Consider the following 21,120-nt stretch of genomic DNA (forward strand, 5'->3'; position numbering starts at 1 on the left):
TGAGGAGCGCGCCATGTCCCGAGGTGACCACCACCGCATCCACGCGCACGACCGCCTGCAACGCAACCGACTGCGCGTGGCCCAGGAAGCCGCGCGGCTGATGAGCGAGCACGGCATCCGCGACTTCCACCACGCCAAGCTGAAGGCCGCCGAGCGGCTGGGCATCCTCGACACCCAGGCGCTGCCGCGCAACCTGGAGATCGAGCAGGCGCTGCGCGAGCACCAGCGCCTGTTCCTCGCCGACAGCCAGCCGCAGCTGCTGCGGCAGCGACGCGAGGCGGCGGTCGAGGCGATGCGTTTCCTCGCCGCGTTCGAACCGCGCCTGGTCGGCGCCGTGCTCGAGGGCACCGCCGACGCGCATTCGGCAGTCTGCCTGCACGTGTACAGCGACGATCCGGAGGCGGTCGTGCTGTACCTGCGCGAACATGGCGTGCCGTTCGATACCCAGGTGCGCCGACTGCGCTACAGCCGCGACGACCAGCCCGAATACCCGGTGCTGCTGTTCGCCGCCGACGAGCTGCCGTTCGATCTCACCGTGCTGCCGCGCGATGCGCTGCGCCAGGCCCCGCTGGACCGCGCCGACGACCGGCCGATGCGGCGCGCGTCGCTGGCCCAGGTGGAAATGCTGCTCGACGAAGGCCCCGACGAAGCGTTCGAGCAGCGACTGGGCGCGGCATTGCGCTGAGCCGGACTGCCATCGCACAAAAAAGCCCCGGCCATGGCCGGGGCTTTTTTATCCCCGCGGGATGCCGCGATCAGCGTTTCGCGGTCGTCACGTAATCGCGTACGTCGGCACCGGTATAGACCTGGCGCGGGCGGCCGATGCGCGATCCGGGCGTTTCGTGCTGCTCGATCCAGTGCGCGATCCAGCCGGCGGTGCGCGCGATCGCGAACATCACGGTGAACATCTCGGTGGGGATGCCCAGCGCCTTGTAGATGATGCCGGAATAGAAGTCGACGTTCGGGTACAGCTTGCGCTCGACGAAGTAGTCGTCCTTCAGCGCCGCCTCTTCCAGCTTCATCGCCACTTCCAGCAGCGGGTCGTTGACGCCCAGCTCGGCCAGCACCTTGTGGCACATCTCGCGGATGATCTTCGCGCGCGGATCGAAGTTCTTGTACACGCGATGGCCGAAGCCCATCAGGCGGAAGCTGTCGTTCTTGTCCTTCGCGCGCAGGATCGCCGACTCGACGTTGTCCGGCGTGCCGATCTCCTGCAGCTGCTTGAGCACGGCCTCGTTGGCGCCGCCATGCGCCGGACCCCACAGCGCGGTGATGCCGGCGGCGATCGACGCGTACGGGTTCGCACCGGTGGAGCCGACCAGGCGCACGGTCGAGGTGGACGCGTTCTGCTCGTGGTCGGCGTGCAGGATGAACAGCAGGTCCAGCGCCTTGGCCGCGACCGGGCTCATCTGCAGCGGCTCGCTCGGCACCTCGAACATCATGTGCAGGAAGCGGTCGACGTACTCCAGGTTGTTGCGCGGATAGCGCATCGGCCAGCCGATCGAGTAGCGGTAGCAGGCGGCGGCGATCGTCGGCATCTTGGCGATCAGGCGGATCGCGGCGAGCTTGCGGTCGGCCGGATCGTCCACGTTGAGGTCGTCGTGGTAGAACGCCGACAGCGAGGCCACCGCGGCGGCCAGCATCGCCATCGGATGCGCGTCGTGGTGGAAGCCCTGGAAGAAGTTCTTCAGCGACTCGTGCAGCATCGTGTGATGCGCGACGTCGTGCTCGAACGTGGCGAACTCGGCCGGCTTCGGCAGCTCGCCGTTGAGCAGCAGGTAGGCCACTTCGAGGAAGCTGGAGTTCTCCGCCAGCTGCTCGATCGGGTAGCCGCGGTACAGCAGCACGCCCTTGTCGCCATCGATGTAGGTGATCGCGCTCTTGGTGCTGGCGGTGCTGCCATAGCCCGGGTCGTAGGTGAAGTGGCCGGTGTCCTTGTACAGCGTGGCGATGTCGATGCACGCCGGACCGAGCGTGCCGCTGACCAGCGGCAGTTCGCTGCTGCGGTTGTTCGACTCATCCACCAGCTTGACGGTCTTGGGATCGGACACGGAAACCTCCTTACATGTGGGTCGTCGTCGCCGGGAGCCGCGATGGCGGCGCCGGCCGGCGAAGGAATGCTTGGGCATGGCGTGCCGGGGAAAACACGCGATGCAACGGACGCGGTGACGTCAGTTCACTGACCATTATCGCACAAGGTCCCGTGTGCATTCGATGGCGAATGGTCGAATGCCGGGCACGAAAAGACACGGGGCAAGCCTGCGCCTGCCCCGTGTCTTGAATCGGATCTGCGCGACCGGCGTCAGGCGCCGGCTGCTGCCGTCACTTATTCCTTGACGGAACCCGCATAGCGGCGACGGAACTTGTCGACACGGCCGCCGACGTCCAGCGTCTTCTGCTTGCCGGTATAGAACGGGTGCGAATGGCTGGAGATATCCACCTTGATCAGCGGGTACTCGTTGCCGTCCTCCCACTTGATGGTTTCCTTGCTGGACATGGTCGACTTGGTCAGGAACGCGAAGTCGGACGACAGGTCCTGGAACACCACCGGGATGTAGTTCGGATGGATATCAGGCTTCATGGCTGGCTCTAAAGCGGTGGTGAAAAGAGCGGTATTGTAACGAGGAACCGGCTGCCCCTGCAAGTCGGCGGTCAGCCAGGCACGCCCAGCGCACGCCGCACCATCGCGGCAAAACGGGCCTGGTCCACCTCCAGCACGATGTTCGCCTGGGCCGGCCGGCCCAAGCGCGCACTCCAGTCGACCACGGTGGCGCCACGGGTCAGGCGGCCGTCCAGTTCCACGGCCACCGCCCGGGTTTCGCGCCGGGTGACGATCGAAGGATCGAGCGCCACCGCCATCGCCAGCGCGTCGGCGGCGATCACGCCACGACGGTCGTGCTTAGCGTTGTAGCGGCGCGCCGCCCCCATGATCTTGCCGAAGAAGTCCGCGCGCCGATCGCCGGCGGCCAGCCAGCCATCGAACTCGGCATCGTCGAAGGCATGCCGCAGGGTCGCCTCCCAATCGACCAGATCGAACGCGGGAAACGCCTCGAACACCACGTGCGCCGCTTCCGGATCGAAGCCGATGTTGAATTCGGCCGGCACCTTGCCGGTATTGCCGTGGCCGGTGACCGCGCCGCCCATCACCACCAGCCGCGCCACCCGCTCGGGCAAGCCCGGATCGAGCCGCAACGCCAGCGCCAGATTGGTCAGCGGGCCCAGCGCCACCAGGGTCAGCTCGCCCGGCCGTTCGCGGGTCAGCCGCAGCAGGGCCAGCGCGGCTGGCTCGTCGGCCAGCGCAGCCGCCGGCTCGGCGAAGCCGATGTCGCCAAAACCATCCTGGCCATGCACGAACGCGGCGTCCTCGTCCGCGGCGCGCACCAGCGGCGCGGCGCAGCCGGCGAATACCGGCGTGGCCGCGCCAGCCAGGTCGACCAGGGTGCGTGCGTTGCGCACGGTATGGGCGAGGCCCACGTTGCCGGCGGCGATGCTGAGGCCGGCGATGTCGGCATGTGCGTAGGCCATCAGGATGGCCAGCGCGTCGTCGACGCCTGGGTCGGTATCGATCAGGAGTTGCGGTTTGCTCATGGGCGTGTCTTATGGGTTTAGCCGCTCAGTGTATTCGATGGGAGCCAGCCATCACGCATGCGCGTAGCGCGCCGCGCCGCCGATCCAGCGCTCGATCAGTTGCCCGGTCTGCCGCGGGTGTTCGGCCAGCATGTGTTCGCCGACCTGCTGCACCGCCGGCAACAGGTGCGCGTCACGGGTGAGGTCGGCGATGCGGAAGCTGAGCTGGCCGGTCTGGCGGGTACCCAGCACCTCGCCCGGGCCGCGCAGTTCGAGATCCTTCTCCGCGATGCGGAAGCCGTCGTTGGTATCGCGCATCACCTGCAGCCGTTCGCGCGCCAGCTGGCCCAGCGGCGGCTGGTACAGCAGCACGCAATTGGAGGCCACCGCGCCGCGGCCGACCCGCCCGCGCAGCTGGTGCAACTGGGCCAGCCCCAGCCGCTCGCTGTTCTCGATCACCATCAGGCTGGCGTTCGGCACATCCACGCCCACCTCGATCACCGTGGTCGCCACCAGCACGGCCAGCGCGCCGGCCTTGAACGCGTCCATCACCGCCTGCTTTTCCTTCGGCTTCATGCGGCCGTGGATCAGGCCGACCTTGAAGCCGGCCAGCGCCGCGGAGAGTTCCGCGTGCGCCACTTCGGCCGCCTGCGCGCGCAGCTGCTCGGATTCCTCGATCAGCGTGCACACCCAGTACACCTGGCGTCCTTCGCCGCAGGCGGCGTGGATGCGCTCGATCACCTCGATCCGCCGCGCGTTCGAGATCGCGATGGTCTGCACCGGCGTGCGTCCGGGCGGCAGTTCGTCGATCGACGAGACGTCGAGGTCGGCATACGCGCTCATCGCCAGCGTGCGCGGGATCGGCGTGGCGGTCAGCACCAATTGGTGCGGAACCATCTCGCCATCCTTGCCCTTGTCGCGCAGCGCCAGCCGTTGCTGCACGCCGAAGCGGTGCTGCTCGTCGACGATCACCAGGCCGAGCCGCGCAAACGCCACGCCCTCCTGCATCAACGCATGCGTGCCGACCACCACCGGCGCACCCTCGGCCACCCGGGCCAGCGCCTGCTTGCGCGCCTTGCCGGTGACCTTGCCGGCCAGCCATTCCACCTCGACGCCGAGCGGCTGCAGCCAATGCCGGAAATTGTGCAGGTGCTGTTCGGCCAGCAGTTCGGTGGGCGCCATCAGCGCAACCTGATGTCCCGATTCCACCGCCGCCAGCGCCGCCAGCGCCGCGACCACGGTCTTGCCGCTACCGACGTCGCCCTGCACCAGCCGCAGCATCGGCCGGGACTGTGCCAGGTCGCGCTCGACTTCACGGCTGACCCGCTGCTGCGCGGCGGTCAGGCGGAACGGCAACCCGGCAAGCAACGGCTGGCGCAGAGCGCCGCTACCCTCCAGCTTCGGCGCATGCCGACGCCGCAGCGCCGCGCGCATGCGCTTCAGGCTCAGGTGCTGGGTCAGCAATTCCTCGAACGCCAGTCGCTGCTGTGCCGGATGCTGGCCCAGCATGAGCTGGCCCAGGTGGGCGTCCGGCGGCGGCCGGTGCACGTACAGCAGCGCATCGCGCAATGACGTCAGGCCGTGCCTGGCGCACAGCTCGGGCGGGATCAGCTCCAGTTGCGCGGCCGGCGGCAGCAACGCCAGCGCCTTGCCGATCACCCCGGCCAGCCGTTTCGTGCCCAGCCCCTCGGTGGTCGGATAGACCGGACTGAGCAACTCGTCGACCGCGGCGGCCACGTCGCCGCTCAGGCGCTGGTAGTTCGGGTGCACCATCTCCAGGCCCTGCGCGCCGTGCCGTACTTCGCCATAGCAGAGCAGGCGCGTTCCCGGCAGTAGTTGCTCGGCCTGTGCCCGGTTGAAGTGGAAGAAGCGCAGCAGCAGGGTCTGCCGGCTGGCGTCGCCGATCGCCACCTTCAGTTGCGGGCGATAGCGGAAGCCGCGCTCGACCGCTTCGACCACACCCTCGACCTGCGCCCGTTCGCCCACGCGCAGGTCGGCGATCGCGGTGATCCGGGTCTTGTCCTCGTAGCGCAGCGGCAGGTGGAACCACAGGTCCTGCACCCGCTCCAGCCCGAGCCGGGCCAGCGATGCGGCCAGCGCCGGGCCGACACCCGGCAGCGCGCCAACCGGCGTGATGCCCGGATCGGTACCGACGGCGGAAGCGGGACGGGCGGTGCGGGTGGCCATGACCTGCAAGCCTAACCGAGCGCCGTCTCTTGTCGTAAGCCGAACGCCGACACCGGCTGTCGGCGTGGGGCGCCGACCGGACTCAGTCCAATACCATCACCGCGTCGACTTCGACCTGCGCTGCCTTCGGCAGGCCGGACACCTCGATGGTGGAACGCGCCGGATACGGCTGCTGGAAGTATTCGGCCATCACCGCATTGACCGCGGCGAAGTTCGTCAGGTCGGTGACGTAGATGCCGACACGCACGATCTGCGCCAGCGAACCGCCGGCCGCCGCGGCCACCGCGGTGAGGTTGTCGAATACCCGCCGCGTCTGCGCCGTGATGTCGCCCTCGACCAGCGCACCGGTGCCCGGGTCCAGCGGAATCTGGCCGGAGAAGTACACGGTATTGCCGGCACGCACGGCCTGCGAATACGGACCGATCGCGGCGGGGGCTTTCTCGGTGGAGATGATGCTGCGGGACATGGTATTGCCTCGAGTGGCCAGTGAAGAGAAGTGAAAAACGAGTGGGTATGTTACCAGTCTGCCGTTTCCCGCTTCCTTCCACTCACTCCTACAAGGGATAGCGGTAGGCGCCGCTGACCACGCCGGTGCGGCGCACGCGGCGGATCACGTCGGCCAGGTGCTTGCGGCTCTTCACTTCCATCGCGAACAGCAAGGTCGCGGCGGCGGAATCGCGCTCGACGTATTCCACGTTCTCGATGTTCGAGTCGGCGGCGGCGATCGCGGCGGCCACGGTGGCCAGCACGCCGGGGCGGTTGATCACCTCGATGCGCAGCTCGGCGCGGTAGTCGCCCTGCACGTCGCGATCCCACTCGATCGCCACGCACCGCTCGGGCGACTTGCGCAGCTCGATCACGTTCGGGCACTCCTCGCGATGCACCACGATGCCCTTGCCCGAGGACAGGTAACCGATGATGTCGTCGCCCGGCAGCGGATGGCAGCAGTTGGCGAAGCTCAGCACGCCGCGCTCGGCGCCGGTGATGCGGATCTTCTCGTGCGCGTGCGCCGACGCGTGCGGCTTGCCCGCCTTCTTGCCGCGCGACGCCAGCAACTGGCTGGCGACCACGTCGGGCATGCGGTTGCCCAGCGCGATGTCGGACAGCAGCTCCTCCAGCCGCTTCAACTTGGAGGTTTCCAGGAAGCGGTCCAGCACCGCCGCAGGAATGCCGTCCAGGCTGCTGCCCTGCGCGTCCAGCGCGCGGTCGAGCATGCGGTGGCCGAAGTCCACCGCGTCCTCGTGCTGCAGGTGTTTCAGGTATTGGCGGATCGCGGTGCGCGCCTTGCCGGTGACGACCACTTCCAGCCAGGCCGGGTTCGGCACCGCCGACGGCGCAGTGATGATCTCCACTAGCTGGCCCGACTCCAGCCTGGTGCGCAACGGCAGCAGCTTCTTGTCGACCCGCGCGGCCACCGCATGGTCGCCCACGTCGGTGTGCACGGCGTAGGCGAAATCCAGGGCGGTGGCGTTGCGCGGCAGCGACAGGATGTCGCCGCGCGGGGTGAACAGGTAGACCTCGTCGGGGAACAGGTCGATCTTGACGTTCTCGATGAACTCCGACGACGACACGGTACTCGCCGAGCTGTCGACCAGCGAGGACAACCATTCGCGTGCCCGTGCCTGCGCGCTGTTGGCCGGGCCCGAATCGGTCTTGTAGGCCCAGTGCGCGGCCACGCCGCGCTCGGCCACCGAATCCATCTCGGCGGTGCGGATCTGCACCTCGATCGGCGCCCCGAACGGACCCAGCAGCACGGTGTGCAGCGACTGGTAGCCGTTCGCCTTCGGGATGGCGATGAAATCCTTGAAGCGGCGATCGACCGGCTTGTACAGCGCGTGCACCACGCCGAGCGCCATGTAGCAGCTCATCGCGCTGTCGACGACCACGCGGAAACCGTAGACGTCCATCAACTGGGCGAAGCTCTTGTGATCGCCGCGCATCTTCGAATAGATGCTCCACGGCGACTTGATCCGGCCGACCACGCGCGCCGGCAGGTGGTCGGCGGCCAGCCGCGCGGAGAGCGCCGCCTCGATCTTGCCCATCGCCTCGCGCCGGTTGCCCAGCGCGGCGCGGATGCGCTCGCTGATCACCCGGTAGCGGTCCGGGTACAGCGCGCGGAAGCCCAGGTCCTGCAGCTCCGCCTTGAACTTGTTCATGCCGAGACGTTGTGCGATCGGCGCGTAGATCTCCAGCGTCTCGCGCGCGATGCGGCGGCGCGAGGGCGCATCCTTGGCGCCGAGCGTGCGCATGTTGTGCAGGCGGTCGGACAGCTTGATCAGGATCACGCGGATATCACGTGCCATCGCCAGCAGCATCTTGCGGAAGCTTTCCGCGTCAGCCTCCTGGCGGCTGCCGAAGCGCATCTTGTCCAGCTTGGTGACGCCGTCGACCAGTTCGGCCACGACCTCGCCGAATTCGGCAGCCAGCGCCTCGCGGCTGAGCTCGGTGTCTTCCAGGGTGTCGTGCAGGATCGCCGCGATGATCGTCTCGGCATCCAGCCCCAGTTCGGCCAGAATCCCGGCCACCGCGACCGGGTGGGTGATGTACGGCTCGCCGCTCTTGCGCTCCTGCCCGGCGTGCGCCTGTGCGCCGATCTGGAACGCGCGCAGCACGCGCTCGACCTGCGCGTCGGGCAGGTAGGCAATACGTTCTTTCAGCGCCAGCGCGTACGGCGGCAGCGCGGACAGGTCGACCGTGGCGGGGTGGCTGGCCGCAGTCATCGGGGCCTTGCGCCTGGTCAGGCGCTCACCTCGTTGCAGGAACTTCCAACGGTTGCCAAATGCGCGCAGTCCGTCGCACCGGACGTGCCGGTGCGACGGGTACGCGTGCTACAGCAACCGCCGTCCATCAGTCGTCGCCGCCCTTGGACAGGTCGTCGTCGACCTCGGCCGCGGCCCACTCCAGCGCTTCGCGCTCGGCGCGCTCGCGTTCGGCCTTGTCGATCTGGTCGATCGTGGCCTGGTCGATGCGGCGGGCAGCGATCTCGCGCAGCGCCAGCACGGTCGGCTTGTCATGATCGGGATTGACCGCCGGTTCGGCGCCCTTTTCCAGCTGGCGCGCGCGCTTGGTCGCCATCAATACCAGCTCGAAACGGTTGTCGACCACCTCGAGGCAGTCCTCCACGGTAATACGTGCCATGCGAAATCCTTAGGGAATAGTGACTTATATGATCTGACAGTGTAGCCAGCGGGTGCTTTGCTGGCAATGCGCGCGACGCGTATCATGGTGGGCTGGCCACGGGCCGGCACGCACCTCATGGAAGCAGGCTGAAAGCCGTGCACGATATAAAACCAGACAGTACACTTACTGTCCCCCCGACGCGAATCCCCGCACCGATGCCCTCACCGCTTCGATTTCCCTTATTGAGCCGTTGGTTGCCCGTACTCGCGATTGCGCTGCTGGCCGGCTGCACCATCGCCAAGCCGCGCACCGACGACCCGCTGGAGAAGTACAACCGCGGCGCGTACAAATTCAACGACGCGGTGGACAAGGCGGTGATCCGGCCGGTTGCGCTGGGCTACCGCAAGGTGACCAACCCGCCCGTACGGCGTTCGTTCAGCGACTTCTTCACCAACATCCGCATGCCGGTCACGGTCGCCAACGACCTGCTGCAGGCACGCCCGAAGCAGGCGCTGCAAAGCACCGGCCGTTTCCTGGTGAACCTGACCCTGGGCATCGGCGGCTTCTTCGACCCGGCCAGCCAGCTTGGCCTGCCGCTGGAAGACAACGACTTCGGCGTCACCCTGGCGCGCTGGGGCGCCCCGGAAGGCGACTACCTGATGCTGCCGCTCCTCGGCCCCAGCACCGTGCGCGACATCTGGCAGCGTCCAGTGGACAGCTACTTCTTCGATCCGCTGACCCTGTTCGCCAACAACCACCACTACAACGGCCTGCAGTACATGCCGCAGATGATGTACCTGGTGACGATCCGCTCGCGCGCGATCGACGCGGAGGGCTTCCTGCAGTCCGCCTACGATCCCTACGTGTTCATCCGCGACGCGTACCGCCAGCAGCGCCTGTACAAGATCTACGACGGCAACCCACCGGTCGAGATCATCCAGCAGATGCAGGGGCTGGACGAGCAGAACTTCGACCCCGAGGAACTGCTGGACCAGCAGCACCAGTGGGAAAGCAAGCATCCGGGCAAGGCGACCCAGCAGCCATAGGCGGGTACCGAACCGACATGAAGAAGGGGCCGCGAGGCCCCTTCTTCGTTGCTGCCCTCCGTGGGCGATCAGGCGATCAGGCGATCGACCTCGCAGACCTGCGCCAGCGCCTGCATGCCGGCCGGCATGTGCACGACCTGCAGCGCCTGTCCACGCCGGGCAGCCTCGGCCGCAACCGCCAGCACGCAGGCGAGCCCTGCGCTGTCGCTGTGGCGCACGCCGGCCAGATCAAGATGCGACACGGCACCGCCGGCCAGGGCGGACTGGATCGCCTGCAGCGCCGCTGCCGCGGTGTCGAAGCTCAGCTCGCCGCGCACGCCCAAGGTGCCGGGCGTGCCGGTGTCCAGTTGGAACCCGTGTCCGGCCGCCGCCGTCACGGCTTGTCCTTGTTGTCCTTGGCCATCGTCTCCAGCGCCTTGGAGCCCTGGGTCTCGAGGTTGGTGATCAACTGGTCGATGCCGACCTTGCGGATTTCTGCGTCCACCTGGTTGCGGTAGTTGGTGACGTAGGAAATGCCCTCGATGATCACGTCGTAAGCCTTCCAGTCGCCGCTGCGGCCCTTGCGGAACGCATAGTCGATCGACACCAGCTTGCCGTCGTCCAGCACCACTTGGGTGCGCACCACGGTGCGCTTGTCGTTGAGGTCGCCCTTGAACGGCAACACCTTGACCCGGCCGCGGGTGTAGTTGAGCAGGCCCTCGGCGTAGCGATGCGTGATCGAGTTGTAGAACGCCCGCGCGAAGCGCTCGCGCTGCGCCGGGGTGGCTTCGCGGGCATGCTGGCCGAGCACCAGGATCGAGGCGTAGTCGATGTCGAAGTGCGGCAGGAACACCTCGTCGATGACGCTGATCAGCTTTTCCTGGTTCTTCTTCAATTCGTCGCGATGCCCCTCGATCGCCGTGGCCAGCTGGTCGGCGATGGCCTGCACGACCTCCACCGGGGCCTGCTGGGCGGTGGCCGGGGCAGCAGCATCCGCTTGGGCGAACGCCGGAACGGCAATGACGGCGCCAAACGCGATGGCGGTGGCAAGAGCCAGTCTGCGCAACATGGGTAACTCCTTCAGCAGAACCGGCTCAGCGAGCCGGTGGGGATAGCGGGCTATTTGTTGCCGTTGCCGGCATCTTTCTTGTCACTGGGCGAACCGTTGACCAGGAACTTGCCGATCAGGTCTTCCAGCTGCATCGCGGACTGGGTCAGGATCATCTCGTCGCCGTCCTTGAGCGAGTCGGGCGAACCGCCCGGCTGGATCGCAACATACTGGCTGCCGATCAAACCGCTGGTGAACACCGCGGCGGACGAATCGTCGGGAATCGCGTCGTAGCGCTTGTCGATCGACAGCACGACCTCGGCATTCAGCTTGACCGGATCGGCATGCACCGACTGCACGCTGCCGATCACCACGCCGGCCATCTTCACCGGCGCACCGGCCGAAAGCGTGCCGACATTGGTGAAGGCCGCCTTCACCGCGTAGCTGCCGCCGACATTGTCGACCACGCCACCGGCGCCGAAGAACTTGCCGAGCATCTCTTCCAGCGGCTCGGTCGACTTGGTTCGCGCCAGCGTGCCAGCCGCCGTCACGAACTGCTTCGAGGTGCCGTACTGGATGCCCACGTACTGGTCGCCGAGCAGGCCACTGGTGAAGATGGTCGCCACCGAGTCCTGCGGGATCCGGTTGTAGTTCTTGTCGATCGACAGCTTCACGTCGGCCACGTCGTGGCCCGGCTTCAACGTGATCGACTGCACCTGGCCGACCCGCACGCCGGCGATCTTCACCGGCGCGCGCTCCTTCAGCTGGCCGATGTTGGTGAACTGCGCCTCGACGGTGTAGCTGTCGCCCTGGTGCACGTTCGCCACCGAACTGGTCTGGGTGGCCAGGTAGGCCAGCGCGGCGAAGCCCAGCACGATGAACAGGCCGGTGCCGACGGCATACGAACTTCTCGGTTGGCTCACGGCAGAATCCTCGGGAAACGATAGGTCATGGCAGTCACATCAGGAAAGCGGTGAGTACGAAGTCCAGCGCCAGGATCGCGATCGACGAGGCGACCACGGTACGCGTGGTGGCGTAGGCCACCCCTTCGCTGGTCGGCGGCGTGGTGAAGCCCTGGAACACGGCGATCAGCGATACCACCGCGCCGAATGCCAGGCTCTTCAGCAGCACGCCGTTGACGATGTCGGTATGCACGTCGACCTGGGCGGTCATGTTCGACCAGAACGTGCCGTTGTCCACCCCCAGCCAGGTCACCCCGACCAGGTGGCCGCCGAAGATCGCCATGGCGCAGAACACGCAGCACAGCAGCGGCATCGCGATCAGCCCGGCCAGGAAGCGCGGCGTGGCGACGTAGGCGATCGGGTCGACCGCCATCATCTCCATCGCGTCGATCTGGTCGGTGGCGCGCATCAGGCCGATCTCGGCGGTGATCGAGGTGCCGGCACGGCCGGCGAACAGCAGCGCGGTCACCACCGGACCCAGCTCGCGATACACCGACAACGCCACCACCATGCCGCTGGCCGAGGTGCCGCCGAAGATCGACAGCACGTGGTACAGCTGCAGCATCAGCACCATGCCCACGAACAGGCCGCAGACCATGATGATGGTCAGGCTCATCGCGCCGACGAACCACAGCTGGCGGATCGTCTCGCGCACGTAGCGGAAGCTGCGCGGAACCGCCGCCAGCAGGGTCAGCAGGAACAGGCCGCAGGCGCCGATCTGCGCCAGCGACTGGCTCACCACGTTGTTGCGTTGCGGCTCGCGCACGTTCATTTCGCCGCTCCGGCAAAGCCCAGGGCCTGCGCCAGATCGCCGGCCGGGTACTGGAACGGCACCGGGCCGTCGGCTTCGCCGCCGAAGAACTGGCGCGTCCACGCCGAACCGTCGTTCGCTATGGTCTTCGGGTCGCCCTGCGCCACCACCTTGCCGTTCGCGATCAGGAACACATGGTCGGCGACCCGCTGCACGGCGGCCAGCTCGTGCGCCACCAGCACGCTGGTGATGCCGAGCGTCTGGTTGAGCGTGCGGATCAGTTTCAGCACCTGGTTCAGCGCCACCGGGTCGAGCCCCACGAACGGCTCGTCGTACAGGATCAGCATCGGGTCGAACACGATCGCCCGGGCCAGCGCGACGCGACGCGCCATGCCACCGGACAGCTCGTTCGGGGTCAGCCGCGCGGCGCCACGCAGGCCCACCGCCTGCAGCTTCAGCAGCACCAGGTCGCGGATCAGCACCTCGGGCAACTTCGTGTGCTGGCGCAGCGGAAACGCCACGTTCTCGAACACGTCGAAGTCAGTCAGCAGGGCCGAGTTCTGGAACAGGTAGCCGATCCCCTCGCGCAGCTTGTACAACTGCTCGCGCGACAGCTCGGCCACGTTCTCGCCATTGACACGGATCTCGCCGGCGTCGGCACGCATCTGCCCGGTGATGTGCTTGAGCAGGGTGGTCTTGCCGGTGCCGCTGGGGCCCATGATCGCGGTGACCTTGCCGCGCGGGATGTCCAGATCCAGCGCGTCGAAGATGGTCTTGCCGTTGAGCACCGTGGTCAGGCCACGGATCCGCACCAGGGCGGGGTCGTCAGGCGTGGTGCGAACGGGTTCGGTCATGGGTGGCGGCAGCGATGGGGAAGCGGACAAGGTAGCGGAAGCGCTGTTCGAAGGCCATGTGATGGATGGGCGGTCACTCAGGCCCCGGCGGCCAGCAGCTCGCCGATCAGCGCCTCGTGCCGTTGCCACTGCAGCGCGCTGCGCAGGCGCACCGCCCGCACGATCGCCTGCAGCCCGCCCAGCGCCTCGTCGAACACGTCGTTGACCAGGATGTAGTCGAACTCGTGCGCGTGGGCGATCTCGCCGCGCGAATTGCGCAGCCGGCGCTCGATCACCTCGGCGCTGTCCGAACCACGACCGCGCAGGCGCCGTTCGAGTTCAGCCCGCGACGGCGGCAGGATGAACACGCTGACGCAGTCGGGTTTGCTGCGGCGGATCTGCTGGGCGCCCTGCCAGTCGATCTCCAGCAGCACGTCGCGCCCCTGCCCCAGCAGTTCCTGCACGGTGGTGCGCGAGGTGCCGTACAGGTTGCCGTGCACCTCGGCGTGCTCCAGGAAGACGCCCTCGGCGATCTCGCGCTCGAACTCGGCGCGCTCGACGAAGTAGTAATGCCGTCCGTACGTCTCGCCCGGCCGCGGCGGCCGCGTGGTGTGCGACACCGACAGCGAGATCGCGCTCTCGCGCTCGAGCAGCGCGTTGACCAAGGTGGACTTGCCGGCGCCGGAGGGCGCAGCGACCACGAACAGCGTGCCTTCGATGGGAACAGTCATGGCAAACCTGGGCCAACCTTCACGCATGACGTTTCTCGAGCTCGCCCCGGCAGGTCGGCGAAAATTCGGCTGCAACAGAACGGGGCGATCAGCTTCATCGAGCCAGTATACCGGGACCGCGGCCGACACTCGCGCGCTGGCCCGGCAAGCCACCTATTTTATGGCTGGACACACATGCGACGCGCTGACTACCCTCAGTCGTTGGGGTCGACCGCCTCACCCAGGCTTTGCAGTGACGCCAGTTCGATCGCGCGCAGTACGCGAACGGCTGCCGCGCCATCTTTCTCGCTGATCTGCGCCAACACCTGCTGACGAAACGTCGCCAGCGCGGCATTCAGTTTCTTGGCCAGGGCGCGCCCTTCCCTGGTGAGATGAAGCGTCCGCGCGCGGCGATCGACCGGGTCGGCCCGCCGCTCCAACAGGCCCACCGCCTCCAGCTTGTCGAGCGAACGCACCAGCGCGGCGTTGTCCACGCCGATCGCGTCGGCCACGACGTTCTGCCGCACGCCATCGCCGATTTCCGCTACCGCCAGGATCGGCGCACCCGCCGACAGCGACACGCCAAGGCTCTCGAAAGCCTTGCCCACGGCGCGGCACCACAGCCGCCCGACCGGCATCAGGATCCAGGTCAGGGTCTCATTCCAGGTCGTCTTGTCATCCATCAAAGTTGACTAGTCAATAATTGAGGTGTAAACATAATTGCATAAATCCGAGGTTGAAGAACGGACTGTTGGACAACGGCCTCATCTCCCCAAGTACATCCCCCAGGTAGCGGACTGGACCGGAAGCACTCGCCGCGACCCATACCCCAGAGGCGCATAAAGAATGAACGAACAAGTCAAGGTACCGCATGCACGCGAAGTTTTCATCGCCAGCCGGTGGCAACAACCGCGTGGCGAGGCCTCGCTGGTGAAGGTGATCTCCGCGCACAGCGAAGATGTCATCTGCGAGCTTCCGGACGCGTCCATCGACGATGCCGCGCACGCCGTGGAACAGGCAAGGGCCGCGTTCGAACAGGGTGAGTGGCCGCGCCTGACGGTAGAGCAGCGCCTGCAATTCGCCACCCGTTTCCGCGACGCATTGGCGTCGATGGAAGGCTTCGAGAAGGCCTGGGCGATCGAGGGCGGCATGCCGATCACCACGGTCAAGGCCATGTACGGCATGTCTATGTTCGGCATCGACGACGTGCTGGGGCTGGCCACCGAGATTCCGCTGAGCGAGATCCGCGAAACGCGCGCTGGTCGGGTCGAGGTCAGGCACGAGCCGCTGGGCCCAGTGCTGGCGATTCTCACTTACAACGGTCCGCTCGCGGAACTGGGCATGAGCGTGTTCCCGGCACTACTCACGGGTAACCCGGTGGTGGTCAAGCTGCCGCCGGAAAACCGCATGATTGGCCACTTCATGGCCGATGCGGCGGCGCAGGCCAGCTTCCCCGAAGGCGTGCTGACCATCATTACCGCCGGTGCCGAAGTCAGCAAATACCTGGTCGCCCACCATGACATTGATGCGGTGCATTTTACCGGTGGCAATGAGGTTGGTGCCGAAGTCGGCGCGGTTTGCGCGCAGCGCATGGCACGAGTGACGCTGGAGCTGGGCGGAAAGTCGGCCGCGATCGTGGCCGACGACGTCGACATGGACGAGACTGTGCCCAAGCTGGTGCGCAGCATGACAGCGTACATGGGCCAGGTCTGTGTCACCACCAGCCGCATCCTGGTCTCGCGCAAGCGCCACGATGAACTGGTCGAAAAGCTTTCGAAGGCGCTCGCGGCCATGCGTATCGGCCCGCCGCAGGATCCGAAAACCGAGTTCGGGCCGATGGTTAGCGAACGCGTGCGCGCCCGCTCCGAGGGCTTTATCGAGCGGGCGGTGGCCGCAGGCGCAAAGATCGCCACCGGCGGCAAGCGCCCGGAAGGTTTCGAGTGCGGCTTCTACATCGAGCCGACCCTGCTGGTGAACGTCAGCAATGACATGGAGATCGCGCAGAACGAAGTATTCGGGCCGGTTTACTGCGTCATCCCCTACGACGACATCGACGATGCCGTGCGCATCGCCAACGACTCGCGCTTCGGCCTGTATGGCGCAGTGCTGACCAACGACGAGAAGCTCGCCTATGACGTCGCCTACCGGGTCCGTTCGGGCTCGTTCGGCATCGGCGGCGCCTTTCCCATGCTGATCGCGCCGTATGGCGGCATGAAGCAGTCCGGTTGGGGCTACGTCGGCAGCCGCGAGGGATATCTCACGCTGACCAACATCAAGTCGATCGTGCTTCCGGTGGCCGCATAAGGCCATCGGTAGGTGCCGCGGCCAGCAGCGCGCGGCACCACTTCCCACAGCCCTCCCCCGGCCACGGGCAGCCATCGTGTAAGGGCTCTCTGATACGAGGCAATTACCATGGAATACGACTACATCATCATTGGCGCCGGCTCGGCGGGCGCCACCGTCGCCGCGCGGTTGTCCGAGAACCCGGACACGACCGTGCTGCTGCTTGAGGCCGGCCCCGAGGACCGCAGCTACTGGACGAAGATCCCGCTCGGCTTCGCCAAGATCATCTTCAATCCACGCTACATGTGGAATCACGAGTCCGAGCCCGAACCGGGCCTCAAGAACCGGCGCGTCGGCCTGCCGCATGGCAAGGTGATCGGTGGCTCCAGTTCGATCAACGGCCTGGTCTATGTCCGGGGCGATCCCTACGACTACCAGACCTGGGAGCGTCAGGGCGCCAAGGGCTGGGGCTATGACGATGTCCTGCCTTATTTTCGCAAGAATGAAACCTGGATCGGCGGCGCCAACGCTCTGCACGGTGGTGACGGCCCGATCGCGGTGGAAAATGCACGCTGGCGGACGCCGCTGGCCGAAGCCTTCATCGCTTCCGCCCAACAAGCACTGGGCATTCCCCGCAACGACGATTTCAACGGCGCGACCCGCGAAGGCGCCGGTTACTGGCCGCTGAACACCCGACGTGGCCGCCGTTCGTCCACCGCCGAGGCGATGATCAAGCCCAATCGGCATCGTCCCAACCTTCATGTTCTCGCCGAGGCCACGGTCAGCAAGATCGAATTCGACGGTCGCGAGGCCACGGGCGTCGTCTACGAGCGGAGCGGCCAAACCCATCGCGCCGCCGCCCGGCGCGAGATCATTCTCAGCGCTGGTGCACTGTTGACGCCGCAGTTGCTGCAGCTATCCGGCGTCGGCCCGGCCGACCTGCTGGCACGCAACGGCATTCCGGTGGTCCACGCCCTGGAAGGTGTCGGCGAGAATCTGATGGATCATTTGCAGGTAGGCCGCTTCTACTCGACGTCCAGCCCGGACACGTTCAACGTGCGGGTGCGTAACGTTTTTGCCCAGGCGCTGGCGGGGATGAATTATTATCTCGGCCCGCGCAACGGCGTGCTCACTGTCGGCGCGGCAGCCGGCGGAGCCTTTTTCAAGACGCGCCCGGACGTCGTCGCGCCGGACATCCAGCTCCACTTCATTCCCTTCACGCCCGGTGACAAGGGCTGGGATCTTGGCAAGGGATCTGGCATCCGCCTGTCCGCCTATCAGAGCCGCCCCGAGAGTCGCGGCCATGTGCGCATTACCTCGCCTGACGCGAAGGTCATGCCAACGGTGCAATTCAATCACCTCAGCACCGAAACCGATGTGCGCACCATCCTGGATGCGATGAAGATGGTCCGGCGTATCGCCGAGGCCGAACCGTTCCGCCAGTTCGACCTGAAGGAGACCACGCTTGGGCCGGTCGACGATGAGGAACTGCTCGACTATATCCGCACCAACGCCGACACCGCCTTCCACTATTCCGGAACAGCGCGGATGGGCGTCGACGACCTGGCCGTGGTCGATCCCGAGCTTCGCGTGCGCGGCGTGAATCGTCTGCGCGTGATCGACGCCTCGGTCATGCCGACCATTGTTTCGGGCAACACCAATGTCGCGACCCTGATGATTGCTGAAAAGGGCGCCGACCTCATCAAAGCCGGCTGATCCTCATTTCATCTGGCCATCAGGAGAACTTCATGAGCAACAAGCGCATCCGTGTCGGCGTGATCGGCCTCAACCCTGGCATCCACTGGGCCGCCTCGGCCCATATGCCGGCACTGGCGGCCCTGCCCGACGATTACGAAGTGGTCGGCGTCGCCAACACCAGCCTTGCCAGCGCGGGGCGTGCCGCTCAGGCGTTCGGGCTGCCGCATGCCTTCGAGAGCGCCCAGGCGCTGGTGGACTCGCCCGATATCGACTTGGTGGTGGTCACCGTCAAGGTGCCGCACCACCATGCGCTGGTGATGCCGGCGCTGAAGGCCGGCAAGCACGTCTATTGCGAGTGGCCGCTCGGCAACGGCCTGGCCGAGGCGCGCGAGCTGGCCGATCTCGCCGAGGCACGTGGCGTGGTGGCCGCGGTCGGTACGCAGATGCGGGTTGCGCCGGAGATCGAACACCTGCGCGACCTCATCGCCAGCGGCTACGTCGGCGAGGTGTTGTCGACCACGCTGGTGGGCAGCGGCGGGCAGTGGGGCGGGCAGACGGATGCCGCGCACGCGTATCTCGACGACCGCCGCAATGGTGCGACCATGCTCAGCATTCCGCTCGGACATACGCTGGCCGGCTTTCGCGATGTGCTGGGTGACTTCGGGAGTTTGTCCGCGCGGCTGATCAACCGCCGCAAGACGGCGCACATCACCGACACCGGGGAAACCATCCCGAGGACCACGCCCGACCAGGTCCTCGTCCACGGCGCCCTCGAGAGCGGCGCCGCGTTCTCGATCCACTACCGCGGCGGCGTCTCCCGCGGCATCAACCTGTTGTGGGAGATCAACGGCAGCAAGGGTGTCATCCAGGTGACTGGCGCCAGCGGCCATGCCCAGATGGTGCAGTTGTCGGTCCGCGGCGCCACCGGCGCTGCGACCGAGCTTGCGCCGTTAATGCCGCCCACCAGCGCCCATGAGGGCTGGCCGGACGATGTGGTGGTGGGCAACGTGGCGCGCATCTACGGGTTGATCGCCCGTGACATCCGCGACGGCACGCGCTCGGCACCGAGCTTCCGTGACGCCGTTGCACTGCATGAAACCCTGGAGGCGATCGAGCGCTCGGCGGCCGCAGCAGACCCGTCGATTTGATCCCATTCCCCCACCACCTCGCCACGCGTCGCCGTCGCAGGCGATGGCCTAGGTGCCCCTGATTCGAGGTAACTGGCATGGAATACGACTACATCATCATTGGCGCCGGCGCGGCCGGCTGTGTACTGGCGAATCGTCTTTCGGAGAACCCCGCCAACCAGGTCCTGTTGCTTGAGTGGGGTGGCCAGGACCGCCACCCGATGATCCCGATCCCCAAGGGATTTTTCTTCACGATGCAGGACAAGCGCGTCGCCACGCATTACGCGACCCAGCCGGTCGGCCCGACCCACGTGGTCGAACAGTGGGCGCGCGGCAGGGTCATCGGCGGCTCCACCGCGATCAACGGTCTGGTCTGGAACCGTGGTTGGGCGCAGGACTATGACGCGATCGAGGCTGCCGGCAATCCGGGCTGGGGCTGGAAGGATTTCCTGCCGGTGTTCAAGCGCATGGAAGATCACCAGTTGGGTGCCTCGGACGTGCGTGGCGTCGGCGGCCCGATCAAGGTCGAGGTAGCGACCAAACGCGAGCCCACCTGCGAGACGATGATCAGCGCCGGCGAGAAGCTGGGCTGGAAGCGCGTCGCCGATCCCAACGGTAGCGACGACGAGCGCATCGGCTACGTGGCCTCCAACGTCAAGCACGGCACCCGCGACGCGGCGGCGCGCGGTTTTCTGCACCCGGCCGAGCATCGTCCGAACCTGAAAATCGTGATCAAGACCAAGGCCGACCGCCTGCTGTTCGAGGGCAATCGTGTCGTCGGTGTACTCGCCCTCAGCGACGGCAAGCCGGTCGAGTTCCGTGCGCGCAAGGAAGTGATCGTGTCCTGCGGCACGCTGGAAAGCCCGCTGCTGCTGGAGCGCTCGGGGATCGGCCATGGGCCGGTGCTGGCCAAGGCCGGCGTGCCGCTGCGGATCGAGAGCCCGAACGTCGGCGAGCGCCTGCGCGAACACCGCGGCGTCAACTTGCAAGCCGTGCTCAAGGACGGGTTGGGCTACAACCACCTGCTCAATACGACGTTCCGGCAAGCGATCACCGGCGCGAAGTTCCTGCTGCAGCGTAACGGGCCGCTCGCCGTGGGCGGGTACGACGTCATCGCGTACTTCAAATCTACGCCCGAGCTCGAGCGCCCGGATGTGATGGTGCTGATGGCCCCGCAATCCACCGCGGCCGCCGGCCTCACCGAGGGAAAGGTCGCGCTCGCCAAGGAGGCGGGAATGATGGCAGTGGGCTACCAGCTGCGTCCCACCAGCGAAGGCTCGATCCATATCAGCAGCGCCGACCCCGACGCCGCGCCGGTGCTTGACCCGAACTATCTGAGCAGCACGATCGACCGGGAAGTCACCGTCAGCATCATCCCGAAGATCCGCGAATGGATGGCCCGCAGTCCGCTAGCCGAACAGATCGTGAAGGAGCGCGTGCCGGGCAAGGGCGTGCAGACGCCGGCGCAATTGCTCGACACCGCGTTCTCGCAAGGCTCGCCCGCTTATCACGCGGTCGGCACCTGCGCGATGGGACCGAACGCCGACGACGTGGTCGATCCGCGGCTGCGCGTGCGCGGCGTGCAGCGGCTGCGCGTGGTGGACCTGTCGGTATTCCCGACCATCACCGCCGGCAACACCACCGCACCGACGATGGCGCTGGCATGGCTGGCGGCGGACCGGATTCTGGAAGACAACCCGGCCTGAGTCCGCAAGCCAGCGCGCCACCTGTCACGGCGTACATGCAGGCTGTCCCCTCGGACGGCCTGCATGGCCGATCCATCCCGACCGTTTTGTCTGCCGCCACGGC

General features: G+C 66.7%; 20 protein-coding genes. 6 read left to right on the plus strand and 14 right to left on the minus strand.

Features of this window, described 5'->3' with window-relative positions; all coding sequences use genetic code 11:
• Positions 1-13 precede the first annotated feature (13 nt).
• Entirely contained in the window at positions 14-685 is a 672-nt protein-coding gene (locus tag ABIE04_RS05665; protein WP_354547588.1) for a hypothetical protein, read from the plus strand.
• Positions 686-755: 70 nt separating this feature from the next.
• Here the strand turns inward: ABIE04_RS05665 and ABIE04_RS05670 are convergent, their stop codons facing one another.
• The 7 genes from ABIE04_RS05670 to rpoZ form a co-directional block, all read right to left on the minus strand.
• Positions 756-2,051: a citrate synthase gene (locus ABIE04_RS05670; protein ID WP_354547589.1), complete on the minus strand. Its 1,296-nt coding sequence runs from the start codon at positions 2,049-2,051 to the stop codon at positions 756-758.
• Between the two features lie 275 nt (positions 2,052-2,326).
• Positions 2,327-2,581 (minus strand): type B 50S ribosomal protein L31, encoded by a 255-nt coding sequence (locus ABIE04_RS05675; RefSeq protein WP_108471973.1) that lies wholly within the window; start codon positions 2,579-2,581, stop codon positions 2,327-2,329.
• A 71-nt stretch (positions 2,582-2,652) separates the two neighbouring features.
• Positions 2,653-3,588, minus strand: a complete 936-nt coding sequence (locus ABIE04_RS05680; RefSeq protein WP_354547590.1) for a nucleoside hydrolase — start codon at positions 3,586-3,588, stop codon at positions 2,653-2,655.
• A 51-nt stretch (positions 3,589-3,639) separates the two neighbouring features.
• A complete protein-coding gene (recG, locus tag ABIE04_RS05685; protein ID WP_354547591.1) occupies positions 3,640-5,754 on the minus strand; it encodes an ATP-dependent DNA helicase RecG in 2,115 nt (704 codons plus the stop codon).
• 82 nt (positions 5,755-5,836) lie between these two features.
• Complete coding sequence (locus tag ABIE04_RS05690; protein ID WP_214555763.1) at positions 5,837-6,220, minus strand: RidA family protein; 384 nt, start codon at positions 6,218-6,220, stop codon at positions 5,837-5,839.
• An 88-nt stretch (positions 6,221-6,308) separates the two neighbouring features.
• Positions 6,309-8,474, minus strand: a complete 2,166-nt coding sequence (locus ABIE04_RS05695; protein ID WP_354547592.1) for a RelA/SpoT family protein — start codon at positions 8,472-8,474, stop codon at positions 6,309-6,311.
• A 127-nt stretch (positions 8,475-8,601) separates the two neighbouring features.
• Complete coding sequence (rpoZ, locus tag ABIE04_RS05700; RefSeq protein ID WP_007509529.1) at positions 8,602-8,892, minus strand: DNA-directed RNA polymerase subunit omega; 291 nt, start codon at positions 8,890-8,892, stop codon at positions 8,602-8,604.
• Positions 8,893-9,089: 197 nt separating this feature from the next.
• Here rpoZ and ABIE04_RS05705 point away from each other — a divergent pair, with 197 nt between their 5' ends.
• Entirely contained in the window at positions 9,090-9,920 is an 831-nt protein-coding gene (locus ABIE04_RS05705; protein WP_354547593.1) for an MlaA family lipoprotein, read from the plus strand.
• Between the two features lie 68 nt (positions 9,921-9,988).
• Here the strand turns inward: ABIE04_RS05705 and ABIE04_RS05710 are convergent, their stop codons facing one another.
• The 7 genes from ABIE04_RS05710 to ABIE04_RS05740 all read right to left on the minus strand — a co-directional run bounded on the left by ABIE04_RS05710 (position 9,989) and on the right by ABIE04_RS05740 (position 14,886).
• Complete coding sequence (locus ABIE04_RS05710; RefSeq protein ID WP_354547594.1) at positions 9,989-10,297, minus strand: STAS domain-containing protein; 309 nt, start codon at positions 10,295-10,297, stop codon at positions 9,989-9,991.
• Positions 10,294-10,968, minus strand: a complete 675-nt coding sequence (locus ABIE04_RS05715) for an MlaC/ttg2D family ABC transporter substrate-binding protein (protein WP_354547595.1) — start codon at positions 10,966-10,968, stop codon at positions 10,294-10,296. Before ABIE04_RS05715 ends, ABIE04_RS05710 begins: the two co-directional genes overlap by 4 nt.
• Positions 10,969-11,018: 50 nt before the next feature.
• Positions 11,019-11,870, minus strand: coding sequence for an outer membrane lipid asymmetry maintenance protein MlaD (gene mlaD, locus ABIE04_RS05720; RefSeq protein WP_354547596.1), 852 nt, complete (start codon positions 11,868-11,870; stop codon positions 11,019-11,021).
• Between the two features lie 34 nt (positions 11,871-11,904).
• On the minus strand, positions 11,905-12,681 hold the full coding sequence (gene mlaE / locus ABIE04_RS05725; RefSeq protein WP_354547597.1) for a lipid asymmetry maintenance ABC transporter permease subunit MlaE: 777 nt from the start codon (positions 12,679-12,681) through the stop codon (positions 11,905-11,907).
• A complete protein-coding gene (locus ABIE04_RS05730) occupies positions 12,678-13,514 on the minus strand; it encodes an ABC transporter ATP-binding protein (RefSeq protein WP_354547598.1) in 837 nt (278 codons plus the stop codon). Before ABIE04_RS05730 ends, mlaE begins: the two co-directional genes overlap by 4 nt.
• Positions 13,515-13,591: 77 nt before the next feature.
• Complete coding sequence (gmk, locus tag ABIE04_RS05735) at positions 13,592-14,224, minus strand: guanylate kinase (protein ID WP_354547599.1); 633 nt, start codon at positions 14,222-14,224, stop codon at positions 13,592-13,594.
• Between the two features lie 194 nt (positions 14,225-14,418).
• On the minus strand, positions 14,419-14,886 hold the full coding sequence (locus ABIE04_RS05740; RefSeq protein WP_354549790.1) for a MarR family winged helix-turn-helix transcriptional regulator: 468 nt from the start codon (positions 14,884-14,886) through the stop codon (positions 14,419-14,421).
• Positions 14,887-15,049: 163 nt separating this feature from the next.
• On the opposite strand from ABIE04_RS05740, the gene ABIE04_RS05745 reads away from it, so the two are divergent.
• The 4 genes from ABIE04_RS05745 (at position 15,050) to ABIE04_RS05760 (ending at position 21,017) form a co-directional block, all read left to right on the plus strand.
• Positions 15,050-16,507: an aldehyde dehydrogenase family protein gene (locus tag ABIE04_RS05745; protein ID WP_354547600.1), complete on the plus strand. Its 1,458-nt coding sequence runs from the start codon at positions 15,050-15,052 to the stop codon at positions 16,505-16,507.
• Positions 16,508-16,615: 108 nt separating this feature from the next.
• On the plus strand, positions 16,616-18,202 hold the full coding sequence (locus tag ABIE04_RS05750) for a GMC family oxidoreductase (protein WP_354547601.1): 1,587 nt from the start codon (positions 16,616-16,618) through the stop codon (positions 18,200-18,202).
• Between the two features lie 32 nt (positions 18,203-18,234).
• Positions 18,235-19,332 carry a Gfo/Idh/MocA family protein gene (locus tag ABIE04_RS05755; protein ID WP_354547602.1) on the plus strand — a complete coding sequence of 366 codons (1,098 nt, stop codon included), beginning with the start codon at positions 18,235-18,237 and terminating at the stop codon, positions 19,330-19,332.
• 77 nt (positions 19,333-19,409) lie between these two features.
• Complete coding sequence (locus ABIE04_RS05760; RefSeq protein WP_354547603.1) at positions 19,410-21,017, plus strand: GMC family oxidoreductase; 1,608 nt, start codon at positions 19,410-19,412, stop codon at positions 21,015-21,017.
• Positions 21,018-21,120: the final 103 nt, after the last annotated feature.

This window comes from Rhodanobacter soli (genome assembly GCF_040548735.1).
GTDB lineage: Bacteria > Pseudomonadota > Gammaproteobacteria > Xanthomonadales > Rhodanobacteraceae > Rhodanobacter > Rhodanobacter soli_A.